General features: G+C 72.5%; 19 protein-coding genes. 9 read left to right on the plus strand and 10 right to left on the minus strand.

Annotation, left to right across the window (positions count from 1 at the left end; all coding sequences use genetic code 11):
• Positions 1 to 10: 10 nt before the first annotated feature.
• Positions 11 to 1,519, minus strand: coding sequence for an anthranilate synthase component I (locus KZ829_RS09965; protein ID WP_220143543.1), 1,509 nt, complete (start codon positions 1,517 to 1,519; stop codon positions 11 to 13).
• Positions 1,516 to 1,872, minus strand: coding sequence for a phosphoribosyl-AMP cyclohydrolase (hisI, locus tag KZ829_RS09970; protein WP_183217484.1), 357 nt, complete (start codon positions 1,870 to 1,872; stop codon positions 1,516 to 1,518). The genes KZ829_RS09965 and hisI overlap by 4 nt, the downstream gene beginning before the upstream one ends.
• Positions 1,873 to 2,121: 249 nt before the next feature.
• Between hisI and KZ829_RS09975 the strand changes: the two genes are divergently transcribed.
• Entirely contained in the window at positions 2,122 to 3,654 is a 1,533-nt protein-coding gene (locus tag KZ829_RS09975; RefSeq protein WP_220143545.1) for a hypothetical protein, read from the plus strand.
• Between the two features lie 125 nt (positions 3,655 to 3,779).
• Here the strand turns inward: KZ829_RS09975 and KZ829_RS09980 are convergent, their stop codons facing one another.
• On the minus strand, positions 3,780 to 4,514 hold the full coding sequence (locus tag KZ829_RS09980; protein WP_220143546.1) for a DUF2470 domain-containing protein: 735 nt from the start codon (positions 4,512 to 4,514) through the stop codon (positions 3,780 to 3,782).
• A 70-nt stretch (positions 4,515 to 4,584) separates the two neighbouring features.
• Here KZ829_RS09980 and rpsD point away from each other — a divergent pair, with 70 nt between their 5' ends.
• The gene (rpsD, locus tag KZ829_RS09985) at positions 4,585 to 5,193 is read left to right on the plus strand and encodes a 30S ribosomal protein S4 (protein ID WP_220143547.1); all 609 of its coding nucleotides are present in this window, start codon (positions 4,585 to 4,587) and stop codon (positions 5,191 to 5,193) included.
• A 109-nt stretch (positions 5,194 to 5,302) separates the two neighbouring features.
• Here the strand turns inward: rpsD and KZ829_RS09990 are convergent, their stop codons facing one another.
• Entirely contained in the window at positions 5,303 to 7,063 is a 1,761-nt protein-coding gene (locus KZ829_RS09990) for an ABC transporter ATP-binding protein (RefSeq protein WP_220143548.1), read from the minus strand.
• Positions 7,060 to 8,823, minus strand: coding sequence for an ABC transporter ATP-binding protein (locus tag KZ829_RS09995; RefSeq protein WP_220143549.1), 1,764 nt, complete (start codon positions 8,821 to 8,823; stop codon positions 7,060 to 7,062). Before KZ829_RS09995 ends, KZ829_RS09990 begins: the two co-directional genes overlap by 4 nt.
• Before the next feature lie 116 nt (positions 8,824 to 8,939).
• Between KZ829_RS09995 and KZ829_RS10000 the strand changes: the two genes are divergently transcribed.
• Both KZ829_RS10000 and KZ829_RS10005 read left to right on the plus strand, forming a co-directional pair.
• Entirely contained in the window at positions 8,940 to 9,566 is a 627-nt protein-coding gene (locus KZ829_RS10000) for a TIGR03085 family metal-binding protein (protein WP_220143550.1), read from the plus strand.
• A gap of 66 nt (positions 9,567 to 9,632) precedes the next feature.
• Positions 9,633 to 10,910: an APC family permease gene (locus KZ829_RS10005; protein WP_220143551.1), complete on the plus strand. Its 1,278-nt coding sequence runs from the start codon at positions 9,633 to 9,635 to the stop codon at positions 10,908 to 10,910.
• Positions 10,911 to 10,923: 13 nt separating this feature from the next.
• Here KZ829_RS10005 and KZ829_RS10010 read toward each other — a convergent pair whose 3' ends face one another.
• A complete protein-coding gene (locus KZ829_RS10010; RefSeq protein WP_220143552.1) occupies positions 10,924 to 11,799 on the minus strand; it encodes a carbohydrate kinase family protein in 876 nt (291 codons plus the stop codon).
• A gap of 162 nt (positions 11,800 to 11,961) precedes the next feature.
• Between KZ829_RS10010 and KZ829_RS10015 the strand changes: the two genes are divergently transcribed.
• Both KZ829_RS10015 and KZ829_RS10020 read left to right on the plus strand, forming a co-directional pair.
• A complete protein-coding gene (locus tag KZ829_RS10015) occupies positions 11,962 to 13,785 on the plus strand; it encodes an AMP-dependent synthetase/ligase (RefSeq protein ID WP_220143553.1) in 1,824 nt (607 codons plus the stop codon).
• Positions 13,786 to 13,996: 211 nt separating this feature from the next.
• Positions 13,997 to 14,440 (plus strand): pyridoxamine 5'-phosphate oxidase family protein, encoded by a 444-nt coding sequence (locus KZ829_RS10020; protein WP_220143554.1) that lies wholly within the window; start codon positions 13,997 to 13,999, stop codon positions 14,438 to 14,440.
• Between the two features lie 255 nt (positions 14,441 to 14,695).
• On the opposite strand, the gene yczR is transcribed toward KZ829_RS10020, so the two are convergent.
• Positions 14,696 to 16,150 (minus strand): MocR-like transcription factor YczR, encoded by a 1,455-nt coding sequence (gene yczR / locus KZ829_RS10025; RefSeq protein ID WP_220143555.1) that lies wholly within the window; start codon positions 16,148 to 16,150, stop codon positions 14,696 to 14,698.
• Positions 16,151 to 16,209: 59 nt separating this feature from the next.
• Here yczR and yczE point away from each other — a divergent pair, with 59 nt between their 5' ends.
• Together yczE and KZ829_RS10035 are read left to right on the plus strand one after the other, a co-directional pair.
• Entirely contained in the window at positions 16,210 to 16,872 is a 663-nt protein-coding gene (gene yczE / locus KZ829_RS10030; protein WP_246635329.1) for a membrane protein YczE, read from the plus strand.
• The gene (locus KZ829_RS10035) at positions 16,859 to 17,287 is read left to right on the plus strand and encodes a hypothetical protein (RefSeq protein ID WP_220143556.1); all 429 of its coding nucleotides are present in this window, start codon (positions 16,859 to 16,861) and stop codon (positions 17,285 to 17,287) included. Before yczE ends, KZ829_RS10035 begins: the two co-directional genes overlap by 14 nt.
• Positions 17,288 to 17,311: 24 nt before the next feature.
• On the opposite strand, the gene hisF is transcribed toward KZ829_RS10035, so the two are convergent.
• Entirely contained in the window at positions 17,312 to 18,073 is a 762-nt protein-coding gene (hisF, locus tag KZ829_RS10040; protein WP_220143557.1) for an imidazole glycerol phosphate synthase subunit HisF, read from the minus strand.
• Positions 18,070 to 18,954 (minus strand): EamA family transporter, encoded by an 885-nt coding sequence (locus KZ829_RS10045; RefSeq protein WP_220143558.1) that lies wholly within the window; start codon positions 18,952 to 18,954, stop codon positions 18,070 to 18,072. The genes hisF and KZ829_RS10045 overlap by 4 nt, the downstream gene beginning before the upstream one ends.
• 73 nt (positions 18,955 to 19,027) lie before the next feature.
• Between KZ829_RS10045 and KZ829_RS10050 the strand changes: the two genes are divergently transcribed.
• Positions 19,028 to 19,936: a LysR family transcriptional regulator gene (locus KZ829_RS10050; RefSeq protein WP_220143559.1), complete on the plus strand. Its 909-nt coding sequence runs from the start codon at positions 19,028 to 19,030 to the stop codon at positions 19,934 to 19,936.
• On the opposite strand, the gene priA is transcribed toward KZ829_RS10050, so the two are convergent.
• Positions 19,902 to 20,621, minus strand: coding sequence for a bifunctional 1-(5-phosphoribosyl)-5-((5-phosphoribosylamino)methylideneamino)imidazole-4-carboxamide isomerase/phosphoribosylanthranilate isomerase PriA (priA, locus tag KZ829_RS10055; RefSeq protein ID WP_220143560.1), 720 nt, complete (start codon positions 20,619 to 20,621; stop codon positions 19,902 to 19,904). The two genes, KZ829_RS10050 and priA, sit on opposite strands and share 35 nt — an antisense overlap.
• Positions 20,622 to 20,632: the final 11 nt, after the last annotated feature.

The raw sequence follows: 20,632 nt of genomic DNA on the forward strand, positions 1-20,632 counted from the left end.
GCAAGCTCGCTCATCTGGCGGCGCGCAGGGTTTCGGCCGAGGCTATGGCGGCCAGCACGGCGGCGGCCTTGTTGCGGGTCTCCTGCTCCTCGGCGGCCGGGTCGGAGTCGGCCACGATGCCGGCGCCGGCACCCACGTACGCCACCCCGTCCTTGATCAGCGCGGTCCGGATGGCGATGGCCATGTCCATGTCCCCGGCGAAGCCGAAGTAGCCGACCGTCCCCCCGTAGAGACCACGCCGGGTCGGCTCCAGGCTCTCGATGATCTCCATGGCCCGGACCTTCGGCGCCCCGGACAGGGTGCCGGCCGGGAACGTGGCGGCCAGCGCGTCGAACGCCGACCGGTCCTCGCGCAGCCGCCCGGTAACGGTCGACACGATGTGCATGACGTGGCTGTACCGCTCGATCCGGGCGAACTCCGGCACCTCGACGCTGCCCGGCTCGCAGACCCGGCCCAGGTCGTTGCGGCCCAGGTCGACCAGCATCACGTGCTCGGACCGCTCCTTCGGGTCGGCCAGCAGCTCGGCGGCGAGCGCCGCGTCCTGTTCCGGGGTGGCGCCGCGCCAGCGGGTGCCGGCGATCGGATGCAGCAGCGCCGTCCGGTTCGCGCTGACTTTGAGATGCGCCTCCGGCGACGAGCCGACGATGTCGAAGTCGTCGAAGCGCAGCAGGTACATGTAGGGACTCGGGTTGGTGGCCCGCAGCACCCGGTAGACGTCCAGCGGGTCGGCGTCGGTGGGCCGCTCGAACCGCTGCGCCACCACGATCTGGAAGCACTCGCCGGCCCGGATCGCCTCCTTGGCCTCCTCGACCGCCTTCTGGTACTCCCCCGGCAGGGTGCGGCTGACCGGCTCCCCGGCCGGGCGGCGCTCGACCGTGGACACCATCGGCGGCGTGGGCCGCGACAGCGCGGTGGTCATCGCGTCCAGCCGGCCGACCGCCTGGTGGTAGGCCGCCCGCCGGGCCGCGTCGTCGGCGTCCTCCGGCAGCACCGCGTTGGCCACCAGCAGCGCCGAGCCCTCGTGATGGTCCAGCACCACCAGGTCGGTGGCCAGCATCATGCCGAGCTCGGGCAGCCGCAGATCGTCGGCCGCGGTGGACGGCAGCCGCTCGAACCGGCGGACCAGGTCGTAGCCGAGGTAGCCGACCATGCCCCCGGTCAGCGGCGGCAGAGCGCCGTCGGCGGCCGGGCCACCGGTCAGCGCGGCCACCGTCTCGCGCAGGGCCACGACCGGATCACCCCCCAGGGGTACGCCGTCCGGAGGAGTACCGAGCCACTCCGCCTGGCCGTACCGCTCGACCAGGGTGGCCGCGCTGCGCACTCCGACGAACGAGTACCGGGACCAGGCCAGGCCCTGCTCCGCCGACTCGAGCAGGAAGGTGCCCGGGCCGCCGGCCAGCTTGCGGTAGACGCCCACCGGGGTCTCGCCGTCGGCCAGCAGCTTGCGGGTGACCGGGACGACCCGGCGCCTCGTGCCGACGAAAGCCGCCTCGTCGGGGACGGTCACTCCGCTGGTCACTGTGCCTCCAACAGATCGTCGGTGAAGCAGGTGTGGGTGCCGGTGTGGCAGGCGGCGCCGGTCTGCACCACGGTGACCAGCAGCGCGTCGCCGTCGCAGTCCAGCGAGACGCCCTTGACGTGCTGGTGGTGGCCGGAGGTGGCGCCCTTCACCCAGTACTCCCCGCGGCTGCGCGACCAGTAGGTGGCGCGGCCGGTGGTCAGCGTGCGGCGCAGCGCCTCGTCGTCCATCCAGGCGAGCATGAGCACGTCGCCGGTGCCGTGCTCCTGCACGATCGCCGCGACGAGACCGTCGGGCGTGCGCTTGAGGCGGGCGGCGATCGCCGGGTCGAGGATGGTCTCAGCTTCGGGCACGGACTGGATTCTCCCCCATCGTCTTCGCATCCTGTAACGACCCGCTCCAGGGCCCACGATCCGGTAACCGGGGATGTGCGGGACGATCCGGGGCGGTACCGTCGCCGGGAGCGCCCGCCCTGCTCCACCACAGCGGCATACGGCAATCCCGGCGGGCGCCGCCTCGCGACGGGAGTGGTGAACCCCATGGAGCCGACGTCCAGCCAAGACAACACGCGGCCCTCGCACGGCCTCGCACGGTTCTGGCAGGTGCGACCGGATACGGACGATCCGGTGGCCCCGGAGCCGCCCCTCGCGCCCGAGCCCCTGGAGACGCCGGCCGATCTGCTCACCGGGTCGAAGCTGGGCACCTTCCGCAGCCGTCCCATCCCGCCACTGGCGCCGATCGCCTCGGCGGGCGGCCCGGCAGACCCGTTCGGGCTGAACCGTGCGGCCGCCCGGAGCGGGTCCGCCGGCGGCCGTCCGGCACCCGCTCCACCGGCCCGGGAAAGGCACGGCGATCCTGATCACTCAGTGCCTCCGGACGACGGGCCGGAGCCGCCGCAGGACGTAGAGTCCTCCGAGCCCGAGGGCGTCGGGGGCTTCGGCCTCGGCGGGCGTGCCGGGAGACTCCTCTTCGGCGGCCGGGACGGCGACGATCCCGCGACGGTGGCGGAGGACGGCGACGAGGAGCCCGAGGCCTCCCCGGACGGCCAGGAGCCGGCCGGCGAGGCGACGGCGGACGCCGACGCCGATCAGGACGCCGCCGAGGTGGCGGAACCCAGCGACGAGAACGGACGTGAGGACATGAACGGACGGGCAGGGGCGCCCGGCTACGCGCAGGCCGCCGACGCGGTCGCGGACACGGCGGCCGAGGAGACGCCGGGCCAGGTCCCGGCGGAGCCGCAGCGGCCCGCCGCCGGCTGGGCCAGCGTTCCCGGCACCGTGCAGCCGGTCACGCCGATCTCGGGCGGGCCGGTCTCCGGCGCCCCGGTGTCGCCGGCCTACGCGCCGAACCCGTACACGGTCGCCGACTTCACCCCGGACCATCCGGCCGGCACCCTGCATCCGGTCTCCGGCCAGCCGGGCGGCCCGGAGGGTCAGAGCGCCGAGCCCGCCGATCCGGCGGTGCCGGCCCCGGTGTCGCCGGCGCAGGTGCAGATCCCGGCCACCCGGCCGCCGGCGGAGGACACCTCCGGCTACCCGGACCTGCCGCCGGCCACCGACGGCGGCTTCGGCTTCGCCTCGTCCGGCTACAGCCTGGGCCGGCCACCGGAGGCGTACGGCGTGGCCTCGGTCACCCCGGCCGCTCCCGCCCCGCCGGAGTTCCCGTCGTTCGCCGGCGGTGACGCCCTGGGCGGCCTCACGGTGAGCATCCCGGGCCTCCGCGCCCGGGAGGAGACGGTCGTCGAGGAGCAGATCCCGTCGGCGCGCCGCTCGGCCAGCCTGGAGGACATCGAGCCGGTGCGCCGCGCGGGCCGCCGGGCCCGTGAGGAAGAGGAGGAGCCGGCCGCCGAGGAGTCACGGCCGGTGATCGGCCGGACCGTCTGGGACGAGGACGCGGCCCGGCACTTCCGGGCGGCGTGGCACGAGGTGAAGGCCGAGTTCGTCGACGACCCGGAGCGGGCCCTGACCCGGGCGCACGACCTGCTCACCGACGCGGTCAACGAACTGACCGAGGTGCTGCTCGCCGAGCGCGACGAGCTCGACCCGCTGCGCGGCACCGGCACGCCGGACACCGAGAGCATGCGGATGGCGATGCGCGGCTACCGGGAATTCCTGGACCGGATCCTGTCCCTGTGACGGGAATCGCGGAAGAGTAAGGGCCCTGCCACCCGCGGCACCGGGTGGCAGGGCAGAGGCCGGGCTCCCACGGCCTGACGGCGGCAGAAGGTTGGGCCGCGGGAGCCCGCCTCGTTCAGGGGTCCTCAGGCCGCGTTGTCGCAGCAGCGGCGGCAGAGGACCGGGTGCAGCAGGTGTGCCAGGTCGTGCCGGTCGGTGACCGGGCGGGGGAAGGCGAGGCGGGCGCTGCGGCCGCCCATGCGGACCAGGAAGCCGTAACGGTCCATCCGTACGACCTTGGGCTCGTCGCCCGGGCGGGCGGCCTCACCCAGCTGACGGCGTACGTAGTCGCTCATCTCGGCCATGTGGTGATCGGCCAGATCGGCGATCAGATCGAACTCGACGGTCCGCAGCGGGTCCGGGGTCGCCTCGGCGTAGTCGTCCGGGTCGATCTCGACGAGCTTGTCGTTGCGCTCGTGACGGACCTCGGCGACCTCCATCCGGTAGAGGCGCTGACCGTCGCCGATGTCCAGCAGGTCGCCGCAGGCGTCGGTGTCGGCGTAGTCCAGGGCGGCGACACGGGCGTCGTCACCGGACAGTTCGGCGGCCCAGCCGGAGACCCAGATCCGGCCCAGCGAGGGCGAGGACGCCATCGGCGGGACGTCCCGAATGTCCAGGACCAGGGCGGTGTCGTCGTTGCCCTCCTGTGGGCGCAGAGCGCCGGCGAGGGTACCCTCGCTAGGCACTAGCAGAAGCACGCGTCCCTGTGCATCGGTGACGTGCCGGACCGGAATCGGGCCGGGACGGCAGGCGATGTGGGCGACGGCGGGCAGGTGACCGGCGGCGAGCGTGCGGGCGATCTCGGCGGGACTGGGTTGCATGACGAGCACCTCCGGGCACCGGTTAGGCTTACCTAAGTTAGGCAAGGCTTACCGTAACAGGAGATCGCAGTTGAACAACTCTCGACCCAAAGCCAAGCTCTCCCGAGCTCTCGGCATCCCTCTGACGCGTAAGTGCGTCAAGTACTTCGAGCGGCGCCCGTTCCCGCCGGGCGTGCACGGCCGTGGCCGGCGTAAGAGCTCGGACTACCAGGTCCGGCTGCTCGAGAAGCAGCGCCTGCGCCACCAGTACAACATCAGCGAGGTCCAGATGCGGGCCGCGTACGACGCCGCCCACAAGGCCGAGGGCAAGACCGGCGAGACGATGGTCACGCTGCTCGAGCGCCGGCTGGACGCCACGGTGTTCCGCGCCGGTTTCACCCGGACCATCTACCAGGCCCGCCAGCTCGTCGTGCACGGTCACTTCACCGTGGACGGCAAGAAGGTGGACCGCCCCGGCTACAAGCTCAAGCCGGGTCAGGTCATCGAGGTCAAGGAGACCTCCCGTTCGAAGCCGCCGTTCCAGATCGCCGCGACCGGCACGCACATCGACGGCCCGACCGCGCCGTACCTGTCGACCGTTCTCGAGGAGCTGCGCGCCACGGTGATCCGTGCCCCGCAGCGCTCCGAGGTCCCGGTGCTCTGTGACGAGCAGCTGGTCGTCGAGTACTACGCCCGATAAGCAACAGGCTCTTGAATCGCTGAAATGGCGGGCCTCTCGCCGCGGCTGCGCGAACCGTGCAGCCGCGGCGGGCGACGCGCTCATCTCACCGGCGCACCACGAAAGCCGGTCAGCGTGTTTGTTCCAACCAGCTGGCGTAGAGCTTGGCGTAGATCGAATCCTCCTCGGTGAGGAGGACGGAGTGCGGGCCGCGTTGTACGACGCGGCCCGCATCCACCACGATGACCTCGTCGGCGGCCTGGGCCGTCGACAGGCGATGCGCGATGGCGACCGTGGTCCGGCCCCGGGTCACCAGGTCGAGCGCATGCTGGAGGCGGACCTCGGTGGCCGGGTCGACGGCACTCGTCGCCTCGTCCAGCACCAGCAGGTCGGGGTCCGCGACGTACGCCCGGACCAGCGCGACGAGCTGGCGCTCCCCGACGCTGAGCGCCTCCCCGCGCTCCCCCACCGGGGTGTCGAGCCCGGCCGGCAGGCCGGCGAGCCAGTCCCCCAGCCCCAGTTCCGTGAAGGCCTCCCGCAGCTCGCCGTCGGTGAGCGCGGGCTCGGCGAACCGGATGTTCTCGGCGATCGTCGCGTCGAACAGGAATCCGTCCTGGGGCACCATCACCACCCGCGACCGCAGTGACGAGAACCGCACCGCGGTCAGCGGCACCCCGGCGAGCAGGACCGTGCCCTCGGCCGGGTCCATCAGCCGGGTGAGCAGCTTGGCGAAGGTGGTCTTGCCGCTGCCGGTCTCGCCGACCACCGCGTACTTGCGGCGCGCCCCGAGTTCCAGGTCCACGCCGGAGAGCACGATCGGGCCGCCCGGATAGCGGAACGACACGTCCTGGAAGCGCACCGACAGCGGGCCGGCGGGCAGTTCCACACCCTCGTCGTCGGGGTCGGCCACGTCCGGGTCGACGTCCAGCACGTCCAGGATGCGCCGCCAGCCGGCCACCGCGTTCTGCGCCTCGTTGAGCTGCTCGGTGGCGATCTGTACGGGCTGGATGAAGAGCGTCACCAGGAACAGGAACGCGGTGAGCCGGCCCACCGTCATGTCGCCGTCCACCCCGAGCAGGGTGCCGACGACGACCACCCCGGACAGGGCCAGGCCGGCGCCGATCTCCCCGCTGGAGAAGCTGGTGACGCTGGTGCGCATGGCCCGCTGCTGGGCGGTCCGCAGATCGTCCACGGCGGTGTCGATGCGCTTCTCGGTCCGCCCGGCCACCCCGAACGAGCGGATCACCGTGGCGCCCACCACGCTCTCCGCGACGGTGCCGAGCAGCACGCCGCTGCGCTCGCGGACCGTCCGATAGACCGACGCCAGCCGCTTCTGGAACAGCCGGATCACCGCGACGGCCGGGCCGAAGGCGAGCAGCACCACGAGGGTGAGCTGCCACGAGTACGCGAACATCACCACCGAGGAGACGATCAGCTGACCGCTGGCGAGCATCAGCTGCACGCCGCCGGTCTGGAGGAACACCGAGATCTGGTCCACGTCGCCGGTGACCCGGGAGACCATCGAACCGCGCCGCTCGGACTGCTGGTGCAGCATCGACAGGTCGTGGATGTGCCGGAAGGTCCGCGACCGCAGCCCGCCGAGCGCCGTCTCGCTGACCGTGAACAGCCGCCGGGTCATCAGGAAGCCGCAGAACGTCGACACGGCCAGCACCATCAGGGTGATCGTCACGTAGCCCAGCACCAGCCGGGTGTCCGGGCCGGACGGGCCGTTGATGCCGTGGTCGATGCACTGCTGCACGGCGACCGGCACCGACACCCGGCCGGCCATCTGGAGCACCGCCAGCGCGATCGTGCCGGCCAGCCCGGTCCGCAGTTCCGGCGACAGCGCCAGCCCACGCCGCAGGGTGCCCAAGGTTCCGACGTCGCTCACTTGTCCGCCTTCTCGTACGCCGTGACCAGTTCCCGGTACCCCTCCTGGGTGGCCATCAGCTCCTGGTGCGTGCCGGTCGCCACGACCCGGCCCTGATGCAGGTAGACCACCTCGTCGGCGAGCGCGATGCTGGCCCGCCGGTACGCCACCACCAGCAGCGACGTCCCCGCCGCCCGGAGCGCGCCGAGAATGGCCGCCTCCACCCGCGGGTCGACCGCGCTGGTGGCGTCGTCGAGCACCAGCAGCCGGGGCCGGCCGGCCAGCGCCCGGGCGAGGGTGAGCCGCTGCCGCTGCCCACCGGACAGCGAGGTGCCGCGCTCGCCGACCGCGGTGTCCAGCCGCTCCGGCAGCCCGCCGGTGAACCGCTCGGCCTGGGCCAGCCGCAGCGCCGCCCACACCTCGTCGTCGCCGACGCCGGGCCGGTCCAGGGACACGTTGCCGCGGACCGTGTCGTCGAACACGAACGGGATCTGCGGCACCAGCGCGGCCGCCCCGGCCAGTGCGTCCGCCGACAGGTCGGGCAGTTTCACCCGGTCGAGGGACACACTGCCGGAGTCCGGGTCGACCAGGCGCAGCGCCAGCGCGGCGATCGTCGACTTGCCGGAACCGGTCGCGCCGACCAGGGCCACCGTCCGGCCCGCCGGTACGGCGAAGCTCACCTCGGACAGCACCGGCGGCCCGTCGGCGTACCGGTAGCCGACCCGGTCGAACCGCAGCTCGGCCGGTCCGTCGCCGGGCAGCTCGCCGTCGCCGTACCGGAGATCGCCCTCCGCCGACAGCACCGCCTGGACCCGGTCCCATCCGGCCACGCTGCGCGGCAGCTCGCCGATCACCCACCCGATCGCGCGCACCGGGAACGCCAGCACCGTGAACAGGAAGGCCACACTGATCACCTCGGACACGGTGACCGCGCCGTTCTGCAACCGCCAGGTGCCCAGCACCAGCACGGCCAGGGTGCCGACGCTGGGCAGGCTCTCCATCAACGGGTCGAAGACGCCGCGCAGCCGGCCGACCGCGACCAGGCCGTCGCGCAGCTCGGTGACGAAGACGGCGAACCGGCGCGACTCGTCGGCCTCCCGGCCCATCGTCTTGACCACCAGCGCGCCGTCGAAGCTCTCGTGCGCCACGGTGGCGACCTTGGCCCGCATCCGCTGGGCGTGGATCTGCCGCGGCGACATCCGCCGCGAGTAGAAGAAGTTCAGCGCGAACAGCGCCGGGAACAGCGCGACACCGACCATGGCCAGCACCCAGTCGGTGACGAAGAGCGCGATCATCGCGCCGAGGAGCATCACGATCGTGCCGACCGCGAACGGCAGCGGCGCGATCGGCGCGAACGCCGCCTCGACGTCGGAGCTGGCGTTGGACAGCAGCGAGCCGGTGGCGTGCCGCTGATGCCACTCCGGCGGCAGCGACAGATAGCGGCGGGTCACCGCCCGCCGGTACCGCGCCTGGAGCCGGAACTGCATGAACCCGGCCCCGAGCCGGCGGGCGAAGATGCTCGCCACCCGCAGCGCGCTGATCCCCAGCAGGGCCGCGACGGCCAGCGCGAGGCCCGCGGCGCTCACCCGGTGTGCCGCGAAGGCGGGCGCCACGACATCGCCGATCAGAGACCCGACGACGTACGAGTTCGCGATGATGAGGAGTCCGAAGAGGCTGCTGCCGAGCGAGCTGACGACGAAGAGCCGTGGCTCCGCCCGGATCGCTTTCCCGAGCACCCGCAGTCCCCGTCCCAGCACGTCGTTGCCGGTACCGCTGCTCAATGTCCTACCTGACTGGTAAGTGTTCGCCGGGAGGACCGGCCTTACCCGTCCATCCTGCCGCCCATACAGGTTGTTTACAGTGTGGCCACAATTACATCGAGGCCTACCATCGATCCATGACCAACTACGCCCGGGCCGAGCGGGCCACGCTGGCCGACCTGCTCCTGAGCGAGGGACCGGACGCGCCGACGCTCTGCACCGGCTGGACCACCCGGGACCTGGCCGCGCACATCGTGGTCCGGGAGCGCCGTCCGGACTCCGCGGTCGGGCTGCTGATCCGCCCGCTGGCCGGGTACGGGGAGAGGGTGCGCCTGGCCCGCGCCGCCATGCCGTACCCGGATCTGATCGCCCAGCTGCGCACCCCGCCGGTGTGGAGCCCGGTGAGCAACCCGCTCGTCGATCCGCTGGCCAACACCATGGAGATGTTCATCCATCACGAGGACGTCCGGCGCGGCGGCGGCACGTGGCAGCCCCGCGTCCTGGACCGGGAGCTGGAGGCCGCACTCTGGCGCAACGTCCGGCTGATCGCCAGGGCCGGGCTGCGCCGCCTCGGTGTCACCGCCGCGATCGAGCCGACCGGGTTCCCGGCGGTCCGCGACGGGGACGGCCCGCAGGTCCGGGTCGCCGGTGAGGTCGGCGAGCTGGCGGTGTTCTTCTTCGGCCGGCAGCGGGCCGCCCGGGTCACCGTCGACGGCGCACCCGAGGTGGTGGAACGGCTTCGAACGGCCCGCCTGGGCATCTGAGTGGCCCATCACGGGTGCCGGGAAATGGCTCGATCGACAGGCCGGACCGGTCCTAGGTTCGACACCATGTCCGCTCGCTCCAATCTGTCCGTCGCCCAGGGCGCCGCGCTCTCCGTCGGTGCCGTCCTGGGCACCGGGCTGATCTCGCTGCCCGCGCTCGCCGCCGAGGCCGCCGGCCCGGCCTCCCTCGTCGCCTGGCTCACCCTGATCGTCCTGTCCGCCCCGCTGGCCTGGACCTTCGCGGCACTCGGCGCCCGCTACCCGGACGGCGGCGGGGTGTCCACCTACGCGCAGATGGCGTTCGGCCGGCGGGTGGCGGCCGTGGTCGGTTGGTGCTTCTACTTCGCGGTCCCGCTCGGCGCGCCGGTCGCGGTCGGCTTCACCGGCGGGTACGTCTCCGACATCCTGGGCGGCGGCCGGCTCACCGAACTGGCCGCCTTCCTGGCGATCGTCGGCACGGCGTACGCGATGAACTGGTTCGGCCTGCGCGTCTCCGGCCGGGTCCAGCTGGCCCTGTCGATCTCCCTGGCCACCCTGCTGGTGGTCACCGTGGTGGCCGCCCTGCCGCACGCCGACCTCGCGAACCTCACCCCGTTCACCCCGCACGGCTGGACCGGGATCGGCGCCGCCGCGGCCCTGCTGGTCTGGGGTTTCGCCGGCTGGGAGGCGCTGTCCTCGCTGTCCGGGGAGTACCGCGACCCGCGCCGCGACGTCCCCCGCGCCACCCTGATCGCGGTCGCCGTGGTGGGTGTCCTCTACCTGGCCGTCGCCACCGTCAGTGTGCTGGCCCTGGGCCCGGCGCTGGCCGGCAGCCGGGCGCCGCTGGCCGACCTGCTCGCGATCGGCCTGGGCGGCCCGGTCCGGATCGTCACCGCGATCATGGCGGTGGTGCTCACCCTCGGGGCGGTCAACGCGTACTTCGCCGGGGCGAGCCGTCTCGGCGCGGCGCTGGCGGCCGAGGGCTCCCTGCCGGCCCGGGTGTTCGGCACCCAGCGCCGGTCGCTGACCTTCATCCTGCTGGGCAGCATCGTGGCCGTCCTGCTGCCGCTCGAGCTGCACACCGCCGCCCTGCTGGTGACCGGCTGTTTCACGCTGGTCTACGTGATCGGCACGGCGGCCGCGCTGCGCCTGCTGCCGGCCGGCTGGTCCCGGGTGGTGGCCGGGATCGCGTTCGTGGCGGTGACGGGGCTGCTCTGGCTCAACGGGTGGCCGGCACTGCTCAGCCTGGTGATCGCCGGCGGCGCGGTGCTCTATCAGGCGGTCAGCGGCCGCGGGAGGGCCAGGCCCTCCCCGGTCAGCGCGCCGGCGGCCCCGGAGATGGCCTGCGAGGAGTCCTCGGCGTAGGCGGCCGCGACGATCAGGCCCATCGGGCGGTCAGGGTGTCCCGGTCGATGAACGAGCCGGCGCCGACCGGGGCGGTGCACGCGTACGCCCCGGCGATGACCGCCCGGTCCATGCACGCGTCGTCGCCGGCGCCGGACAGCCAGGCGGAGAGGAACGCCGCCGCGAACGCGTCACCGGCGCCGTTGGTGTCCACGATCGGCGCGCCCGGGTCGGCCGCGTCCCGGTGGGTCAGGCCGCCGGCCGTGTACAGGTCGGCGCCCTTGCCGCCGTTCGTCACCACGACCCTGGTGGCCACGCCCTCGGCCAGGATCCGCTCGGCGGCGCCGTCGGCGAGTTGCACACCGCTCACGAAGACGATGTCGGCGCCGAGCGCGAAGTCCAGGTGGTGCGGGTTCTCGCCGTCCCAGTCGTGCAGGTCGGTGGAGATCGACACACCGGCCGCACGCAGGTCGGGCAGCAGATGCCGGGCGTAGTCCATGATCGTCACGTGGACGTGCCGGACGTCCGCCGGCAGCGGCTGGTGGTACTCCACCGGAAGCCGGTATCCAGGGACGTCGCGCCCGTCGTACAGCGACAGCCGCCGGCCGTCCGGGCTCATCAGGTTCACCGCCCGGCGGGTGCCGGCCGGGGCGGGCGCGGCACGCAGACCGATGCCCCATTCCGCGAAGGCCGCCCGGACCCGGCCGCCCGGCTCGTCGTCACCGACCGTGTCGATCACCGAGACCCGCTCACCGAGCGCACGCAGCGCGAGCGCCACACAGGTCCCGGTGTGTGAGACGTGATCGAGGATGGGCCCCTGCGGCCGGGCCGAGTCCGCGCCGAGCACGGGCAGGTCCGCCACGGGCACCACGGTGTCGATGCCGGTGCCGCCGATCACCAGGAATGTCATGGCGGCAACCTAATGCGAGATGTGCGGTGCTCTGGACCCGGCCCGTCCGCTGACTAGGATGGGTGCGATTGATACAGACTCTTCCCGTGCTGCCGTGCGCCCATTACTGTGCGGTAACACTCACGTTACCTACCCCCCGTTCAGGTTGAAGGCGGTCGCCCGATGGCTCTCGAGGTTCCCTACCGGTCGATCCCGGACATGCTCTTCCAGCGCGTGGCCAAGACCCCCGACGCCCAGGCCCTGGCCGGGCCGAACGCGACGGACACCGGCGCCGACTGGCTGACCTGGCGACAGGTGGGCGAGCGGGTCAAGGCGATCGGCGCCGGCCTGCGTGAGCTCGGCGTCGGCCTGGAGGACCGGGTCGCGATCCTGTCCAACACCCGGCTCGAGTGGATCCTCGCCGACCTCGGCATCAACGTGGCCGGCGCGGCCGCCACCACGGTCTACCCGACCACCGAGCCGGAGGACACCGCGTTCATCGTCTCCGACTCCGGGTCGAAGATCCTGATCGCGGAGAACGCGAAGCAGGCCCTGAAGATCTCCGGCGCGGAGACCGCCATCACCAAGGTGGTGCTGATCGACGGCCCGGCCGACGCCGGCGCCACCCCGCCGCAGATCACCCTCGCCGACCTGGAGAAGCTCGGCGCCGAGGCGCTGACCCGCGAGCCCAGCCTCATCGACGACGTGGTCGCCCAGCTCGGCCCGGACACCCTGGCCACCCTGATCTACACCTCCGGCACCACCGGCCGGCCCAAGGGCGTCGAGCTGCTGCACCGCGGCTGGACGTGGGAGGGCGTCGCGCAGGAGAGCCTCGGCCTGTTCTCGCCGACCGACCTGCACTACCTGTGGCTGCCGATGTCGCACGCGTTCGGCAAGACGCTGCTCTGCGGCATCCTGCACGTCGGCGTCCCGACCTACGTCGACGGCCGTGTGGACCGGCTGATCGACCTGCTCGCGGTGATCAAGCCGACCCTGATGTGCGCCCCGCCGCGCATCTACGAGAAGGTCTACAACAAGACCGTCACGAGCGGCCTCTCCGGCACCGGCCTGAAGCCGAAGATCTTCAGCTGGGCGGTCGCCACCGGCAAGAAGCGGGTGGCTCTCCAGCAGGCCGGCAAGCCGGTCCCGGCGAGCCTGGCGTTCCAGTACTCGATCGCCGAGAAGCTGGTCTTCTCCAAGCTCCAGGCCAAGCTCGGCGGCAACATCAAGGTCCTGGTCAGCGGTTCGGCCGCGCTCAGCCGCGACATCTCCGAGTTCTTCGCGGCGGCCAACCTCCAGATCCTCGAGGGCTACGGCATGACCGAGGCCTGCGCCGCCAACTTCGTGAACCGCCGCGGAAAGCTCAGGATCGGTTCGGTCGGCCAGCCGCTCGGCGACCTCGAGGTCCGCATCGACACCGACGGCGAGGTGCTGATGCGCGGCGCCCCGGTGATGCGCGGCTACCACAACCTGCCGGAGGCCACCGCCGAGGCGTTCACCGAGGACGGCTTCCTGCGCACCGGCGACATCGGCGAAATCGACGCCGACGGCTACCTCAAGATCACGGACCGGAAGAAGGACCTGGTCAAGACGTCGGGCGGCAAGTTCATCGCCCCGTCCGCGATCGAGGGCTCGTTCAAGGCGGTCTGCCCGTACACCTCGCAGGCGGTCGTCATCGGCCAGAACCGCAACTTCGTCACCATGCTGATCGCCCTCGACGAGGAAGCCATCGTCACGTGGGCGGCGTCCGGCCCGCTGGCCGGCAAGTCCTACGCCGAGATCGTGGCCGCGCCGGAGACGATCGCCCTGGTCGAGGGCTACATCCAGGAGCTCAACGGCAAGCTGAACCGCTGGGAGACGATCAAGAAGTTCACCCTCCTGCCGCGCGACCTGAGCATCGAGGCGGGCGAGGTCACCCCGTCCATGAAGATCAAGCGCCGCAGCGTCGAGGCCAACTTCTCCGACGAGATCGACAAGATGTACGAGGGCAGCCTCGCCCAGATCTGACCCGATCCTCGCGACGGCCGGCGGTCCATCAGGGCCTGCCGGCCGTCGTTCGTTTCCAACCCCATTCCCGGTACGGCGTACGCCGCCCCCGCCGAAACCTGACCGTCCCGCCGGCGCCACGCGATCACCTGCCGTCCCCAGCCCGTGCCGCGCCCGCCGGGCGCAGATCGGTGGCCGGGCAGGATCGGGAGCGCGTCTAGGCTTGGCGGCCATGAGCGATGTCGTGAGAACACGAGCCCAGCGCAAGGCCGACACCCTCGCCCGTCTCGCCGCCCCCACTGTGGACGCGTGGGTGGCGACCGACGGGCCGTATCTCGTGCCGCTCACCCTCGCCTGGTACGAGGACCGGATCGTCCTGGCCACCGACCGGGAGTCGCCGACCGCCCGCAGCCTGATCGCCACCGGCAAGGCACGCGTCGGACTCGGCCCCACCCGCGACGTCATCATGATCGACACCGTGCTGGACCGCTGGCTTCCGGTCTCCGAGGCGCCCGGGATCGGCGAGGCCTACGCCGGTCAGAACGACTGGGATCCGCGCACGGCCGGTCCGTCGTACATCTTCCTGATCCTGCGCCCGGACCGCGTCCAGGCCTGGCGCGAGGTCGACGAGATCCGCGGCCGCACCCTGATGCGCGACGGCGCCTGGCTGATCTGACCGGCAAGCTTCCAGAGCCGGCTGGACCACTGACTGGCCGGCGGGCGCGCCGCGGCCTTGGGGCGGCAGGTGATCGCGGGAAGCGGGACCACCGATCTGAGCCCGGCGGGCGCGGCACAGGCCGGGGCACGGCAGATGCTCGCGCGGCGCCGGCGGGACGGCCACGATTCGGCAAGGCGGCGCACGCCGTACCGGAAACGGGTGTGAAGAAGCGCGAGGAACCGCGGAGAGTGGGTGGCCTGCCGGAGAGGGAGGTCAGGCGATGACGGCGGGTGAGCGCCAGGACGGGCCGGGGGCGTGGTCGAGGTCGTGGCGGACGGAGGCGATCCGGCGGACGGCCTCGACCAGGTCGTCGGCCGGGAGGGTGAAGGGTAGGCGCAGGAAGCGTTCGAGGGTGCCGTCGAGGCCGAAGCGGGGACCGGGCGCCAGTCGGACGCCGACGTCCTCGGCGGCGCGGGAGAGGGCGCTGGAGATGGGGCCGTCGAGTTCGGCCCAGAGGGTGACGCCGCCGGCCGGGGTGATGAAACGCCATTCGGGGAGGCGGTCGCGGAGTTCGGCGACCAGGGCGTCGCGGCGGAACCGCAGCTGGGCCCGGCGTGCCGCGACGATCTCCGCGGAGTTGCGGAGCAGGTGGACCGCGACGAGCTGTTCGAGAACGGGACTGGCCATGTCGACGCCGACCCGGATGGCGGCCAGCCGCTGCACGACCGGCGCGGACGCGCGCACCCAGCCGATCCGCAGGCCACCCCAGTACGCCTTGCTCATGCCGCCGATCGAGGTGACCCGGGAGTGCCGGTCGAAGACGGCGACCGGCGGCGGCATCCGCGCCCCGTCGAGCGGAAGGTCCACGAACGACTCGTCGACGATCAGTTCGGTGCCGGTCGCGTGTGCCGTGGCGACGAGGCGTTCGCGCAGCGAGGCCGGCATCAGGTGGCCGGTGGGGTTGTGGAACTCGGGGATCACGTAGGTCATCCGCGGCCGGGTCTGGCGCAGCGCGCCGAGCAGCATCTCGCCGTCCCACCCGGCCTCGACGTCGAGGCCGTGGGTGCTGATCCGGGCGCGGCGGGCGGCGAGGGCGGCCAGCGCGTTCGGGTAGGTGGGCGTCTCCACGAGGACCGGCGCCCCGACCGGCACGGACAGGCGCAGCACCAGGTCGAGGGCCTGCTGGGTGCCGCTGGTGATGAGGATCTGCTCGGCCGAGGTGGGCACGCCCCGGACCGAGTAGGCCTCGGCGACGGCGGCCCGCAACTCGGGGAGCCCGGCCGGGTGGTAGCCGGCGCTGCCCAGGTAGCGGGGCAGGTCGTCGGCGGCGGCGCGGGCGGCCGGGACCAGCTCGACCGGCGCCGCGGAGGCCGCCACCCCGAGGTCGATCATGCCGAGGTCGTCGTCGGGCGTCCACAGGCCGGAGGTGGCCACCCGGTGCCCGTGCGGCAGGGTGGTCCAGCTTCCGGCGCCACGCCGGCTGGTGAGGTGGCCGGTCTCGCGGAGGTTCCGGTACGCCGCGGACACGGTGGTCCGGCTGACCGCGAGCGCCTCGGCCAGCTCCCGTTCGGCCGGCAGCCGGACACCCAGCGCGAGCCGCCCGTCGGACAGCAGCCCGCGGACGGCGGCGGCCAGGGCGGCGTAGTCGGGGCTGCGGCGCCGGCCCGGCAGTGCGTGCCACCGGCCGAGCAGGCGGGCCAATTGGTCTCCACGTACCGACGTCGTCATAGCCACCTCCGATGAATTGGCACTTTAGCACCGACCGATTGGCATGAAGAGTGGCTGTCATGAGCCTGCTGCGCCGTGTCCCCCAACTGTTCGCCGGTCTCGTCCTCTACGGAGCCAGCATGGCCCTCATGGTGGAGTCGGGCCTCGGCCTCAACCCGTGGGACGTCTTCCACCAGGGCGTCTCCGAGGTCACCGGAGTCAGTTTCGGCTGGGTGGTGCTGCTGACCGGCATCCCCGTGCTGCTGCTGTGGATCCCGTTGCGGCAGCGGCCCGGGTTCGGCACGGTGGCCAATCTGGTCGTGGTCGGCTTCGCGGCGGACGCGGCCCTCGCGGTGCTGCCGTCCGCCGCCACGATGCCGGGCCGGGTCGGCTATCTGGTCGGCGGCATCCTGGTGAACGGGTTCGCGACCGGCCTCTACATCGGCAGCCGGATGGGGCCGGGGCCGCGCGACGGGCTGATGACCGGGCTGGCCGGGCGGTTCCCGCGGGTGTCGCTGCGGGTGATCCGTACCGGCATCGAAGTGACCGTGCTGGGCGCCGGTTTCCTGCTGGGTGGGACGGTCGGGGTGGGCACTGTCGCGTACGCGCTGGCGATCGGTCCGCTGGTGCACCTGTTCCTGCCGTTGCTGACCGTCCGGCGACCGGCCGGCAGTGATCTTCCGGACACATTCGCTTCCGGGTACGCCGACGGCACGGCATCATTGCGGCATGGGGGCCGGTGACTGGAACTGGAACGACGCTTGGATCTTCGTCTCCGCGGTCATCGCCGAGCGCCTGGAGCGTGACCGGGCACTGCACGCGGCGCTGCCGGTGACCGGGGCGACGCTGGCCGACCTGCTGGCCGCGGCGGATTTCCTGCACCACAGCGTGCCCGCCCGCGAGGATCTCGAGGAGTCGATCCGCCGGCTGTCCGGGGCCGGGCTGATCACCGTGGACGACGACGTGTTCGAGGTCGCCCCGGCCGGTGAGCAGCTCTGGCGGACCCGGCCGTTCAGTGGGCTGTCGTCGGCCGTGATGACGTTGCAGACGCAACTCAACCGCGCGGCCCGGCCCGGCTGGACCGAGTGGACGCTGGACGAGCGGGCCTACAACGCCGCGGTACGCGAATATAGTCTCCGGCTGGCAGATGGGCGCTGATTCAGCCTCCGGCTGGCACGGCCGCTAGCGGACCGGGTTTCCGGCCGCCCGCAAGCTGTCCTTGACCTCGCCGATGGTGAGGTCGCCGAAGTGGAAGACGCTGGCGGCGAGCACCGCGTCCGCCCCCGCCTCGACGGCCGGCGGGAAGTGCTCGACCGCGCCCGCACCGCCGCTGGCGATCACCGGGATGTCGACGACCGCCCGCACCGCCCGGATCAGGCCGAGATCGAAACCGGCCTTGGTGCCGTCGGCGTCCATCGAGTTGAGCAGGATCTCCCCGGCGCCCAGCTCGGCCACCCGCGCGGCCCACTCGATCGCGTCGAGCCCGGCGCTGCGGCGGCCGCCGTGCGTGGTGACCTCCCAGCCGCTCGGCTGCTCGCCGGAGCGCCGCACGTCCAGCGACAGCACCAGCACCTGGTTGCCGAACCGTTCGGCGATTTCGGAGATGAGCGCGGGACGGGCGATGGCCGCCGTGTTCACCCCGACCTTGTCGGCGCCGGCGCGCAGCAGCACGTCCACATTTTCCGGGGAGCGGACGCCGCCGCCCACGGTGAGCGGGATGAAGACCGTCTCGGCGGTGCGCCGGACCACGTCGAGCATGGTGCCCCGGTCGTCGGAGGACGCGGTCACGTCGAGGAAGGTCAGCTCGTCGGCGCCGGCCGCGTCGTAGGCGGCGGCCAGCTCGACCGGGTCGCCGGCGTCGCGCAGGTCGACGAAGTTGACACCCTTCACCACCCGGCCGGCGTCCACGTCCAGGCAGGGGATCACACGCACGGCGACCGTCATGCTCCCACCCTAACCAGCTCCGGTTTCCGGGCCGGGCGGGACCTGACCAGTCCCAAAAGCACGCCGCAGACCACGAGCGCGCCGCCGGCGACGTCGGCGCCGTGGATCCGCTCGCCGAGGAACAGGGTGGCCGAGGCGATGCCGAAGAACGGGACGAGCATCGAGAACGGGGCCACGGTCGATGCGCCGTACCGCCGCATCAGGTAGCCCCAGCCGGCGAACCCGGCGAGGGTGGAGATCAGTGCGATGTAGAGCAGCGCCAGCACCGCCTCGGTGTCGACGGCACGCAGCGCGGCCAGGTCGGCGGCCGGGCCGTCGACCAGCAGGGTGAGGATGATCAGCGGGCCGGTGGCCAGGGCGCTCACCCAGACCATGAAGCGCAGGGTGTCCGGCGGCGACGCCTTCCGGGTGGCGACGTTCGACACGCCCCAGGCCGCGGCCGCGCCGATGACCAGCAGGAAGGCGGGCAGGTTCGCGGTCATCCGGGTGGCCACCACGGCGATTCCGGCGATCGCCACCGCCAGCCCGGCCAACTGCACCGGGCGGGGGCGCTCACGCAGGAACAGCGTGGCGAAGAGCATCGTGAAGATCGCCTGGCTCTGGAGGACCAGCGAGCTGAGGCCGGCCGGCATCCCGGCGTGCATCCCGATGAAGAGCAGGCTGAACTTGACCACGCCGAGGACCAGGGCGACCGTGACGAGCCAGCGCCACGGCACCTGCGGGCGGCCGACCAGCAGGAGCGCCGGGAAGGCGGCCAGGCCGAACCGCAGGGCGGAGAAGAGCAGCGGCGGGAAGTGCTCCAGCCCGGCGTCGATGGCGACGAAGTTGAATCCCCAGACGGCCGCCACGGCGACGGCGAGGGCGAGGTCACGCGGTCTCATGGGGCCCAGCCTCGCCCGGCCGGAACGTTAAGCACCAGCAAAATAAGCTACACCGTCGATGTAGCATCGCTACATGATTGACGTGGGGAGGCTCCGGGCGCTGCACGCGGTGGCCAGCTACGGCACGGTGCTCGCCGCCGGCCAGGCGCTGCACTGCACCCCGTCGGCGGTCTCCCAGCAACTCTCCAAGCTGGAGCGGGAGACCGGCGCCACGCTGGTCGAGAAGGACGGGCGGCGGCTGCGGCTCACCGAGGCCGGGCGGGTCCTCGCCGATCATGCCGAGCGGGTGCTGACCAGCCTGGACGAGGCGGAGACGGCGCTCGCCGCGCACCGGGACACGGTCACCGGGCGGCTCACCATGACGGCCTTCGCGACCGCCTGCCGGGCGCTGATGCCGCACGCCCTGCGCCGCCTGGCCACCGATCATCCGCAGTTGACCACCGGGCTGATCGAGGTGAATCCGCACGAGGGGCTCGACCTGCTGCGCCGCGGCCATGTCGATCTCGCGGTGCTGGACGACTGGCCGGAGGTGGCGCTGCGCTATCCGGACGGGGTCTCGAAGATCACGCTCGGGGAGGATCACGCCGACCTGGTCGTGCCGCATGATCATCGCCTTGCCGGGACCATCGCCCTGGAGGAAGCCCGTCACGAGCGCTGGATCGGCGTCCGGGCGGGCGACGTCTGCTATGAGTACCTGATCCGCCAGCTGCCCGGGGTGGTGCCGGATTTCCAGGTGGGCGAGTTCGAGACGCAGTTGACGCTGATCGCCGCCGGGCTCGGGGTCGGGCTCATTCCTCGGCTGGCACGCTCTTCCCTGCCGGAGGGCATCCGGATTGTCCGGATAAATCCGACACCTACTCGCCGCGTGGTTCTTGCCTGGCGCGACTCCTCAGCGGCCCGGCCCGCCATCCGGGCCGCTGAGCAGGCACTACGTGAGGCTTGGAAGATCAACCGAGAACGGCAAGAGCTTCTCGTACGGTGAACGCGCCCGCGTAGAGCGCCTTGCCCGCGATGACCCCCTCCACCCCGACCGGCTCCAGGGTGGCCAGGGCCCGCAGATCGTCCAGGGTGGAGACGCCACCACTGGCGATGACCGGCTTGTCGGTGGCGGCGCACACCTCGCGCAGCAGGTCCAGGTTCGGGCCGCGCATGGTGCCGTCCTTGGTGATGTCGGTGACGACGTAGCGGGACGCGCCCGCCTTGTCCAGCCGGGCCAGCACCTCGTACAGGTCGCCGCCGTCACGGGTCCAGCCGCGCGCCGACAGCGTCCGCCCGCGCACGTCCAGGCCGATCGCCACGCGGTCGCCGTACTCGCCGCAGATCCGGTCGCACCACTCCGGGTCCTCCAGCGCGGCGGTGCCGATGTTGACCCGCTGGGCGCCGGTGGCCAGCGCCCGCGTCAGCGACTCGTCGTCGCGGATGCCGCCGGACAGCTCCACCTTCACGTCGAGCCGCCGCACCACGTCGGCGAGCAGGCCGGCGTTGGAGCCACGGCCGAACGCCGCGTCCAGGTCGACCAGGTGGATCCACTCGGCGCCGTCGTTCTGCCAGGCCAGCGCGGCCTCCAGCGGGTCGCCGTAGGCGGTCTCCGAGCCGGCGGCGCCCTGCACCAGGCGGACGGCCTGGCCCTCGGCGACGTCGACGGCGGGCAGCAGTTGGAGGGTCATGTTTCTCCTGA

Origin of the sequence: Actinoplanes hulinensis (genome assembly GCF_019429605.1) — a bacterium.
GTDB classification, from domain to species: Bacteria; Actinomycetota; Actinomycetes; order Mycobacteriales; family Micromonosporaceae; genus Actinoplanes; species Actinoplanes campanulatus.

Excerpts from the sequence above, each read along its gene's own strand:
- KZ829_RS09980 (WP_220143546.1), bottom strand. The coding sequence starts at position 4,514 with ATGCAACCCAGTCCCGCCGAGATCGCCCGCACGCTCGCCGCCGGTCAC.
- KZ829_RS10000 (WP_220143550.1), top strand. The coding sequence starts at position 8,940 with ATGACCAACTACGCCCGGGCCGAGCGGGCCACGCTGGCCGACCTGCTC.
- KZ829_RS10005 (WP_220143551.1), top strand. The coding sequence starts at position 9,633 with ATGTCCGCTCGCTCCAATCTGTCCGTCGCCCAGGGCGCCGCGCTCTCC.
- KZ829_RS10010 (WP_220143552.1), bottom strand. The coding sequence starts at position 11,799 with ATGACATTCCTGGTGATCGGCGGCACCGGCATCGACACCGTGGTGCCC.
- KZ829_RS10015 (WP_220143553.1), top strand. The coding sequence starts at position 11,962 with ATGGCTCTCGAGGTTCCCTACCGGTCGATCCCGGACATGCTCTTCCAG.
- KZ829_RS10020 (WP_220143554.1), top strand. The coding sequence starts at position 13,997 with ATGAGCGATGTCGTGAGAACACGAGCCCAGCGCAAGGCCGACACCCTC.
- yczR (WP_220143555.1), bottom strand. The coding sequence starts at position 16,150 with ATGACGACGTCGGTACGTGGAGACCAATTGGCCCGCCTGCTCGGCCGG.
- yczE (WP_246635329.1), top strand. The coding sequence starts at position 16,210 with ATGAGCCTGCTGCGCCGTGTCCCCCAACTGTTCGCCGGTCTCGTCCTC.
- KZ829_RS10035 (WP_220143556.1), top strand. The coding sequence starts at position 16,859 with ATGGGGGCCGGTGACTGGAACTGGAACGACGCTTGGATCTTCGTCTCC.
- hisF (WP_220143557.1), bottom strand. The coding sequence starts at position 18,073 with ATGACGGTCGCCGTGCGTGTGATCCCCTGCCTGGACGTGGACGCCGGC.
- KZ829_RS10045 (WP_220143558.1), bottom strand. The coding sequence starts at position 18,954 with ATGAGACCGCGTGACCTCGCCCTCGCCGTCGCCGTGGCGGCCGTCTGG.
- KZ829_RS10050 (WP_220143559.1), top strand. The coding sequence starts at position 19,028 with ATGATTGACGTGGGGAGGCTCCGGGCGCTGCACGCGGTGGCCAGCTAC.
- priA (WP_220143560.1), bottom strand. The coding sequence starts at position 20,621 with ATGACCCTCCAACTGCTGCCCGCCGTCGACGTCGCCGAGGGCCAGGCC.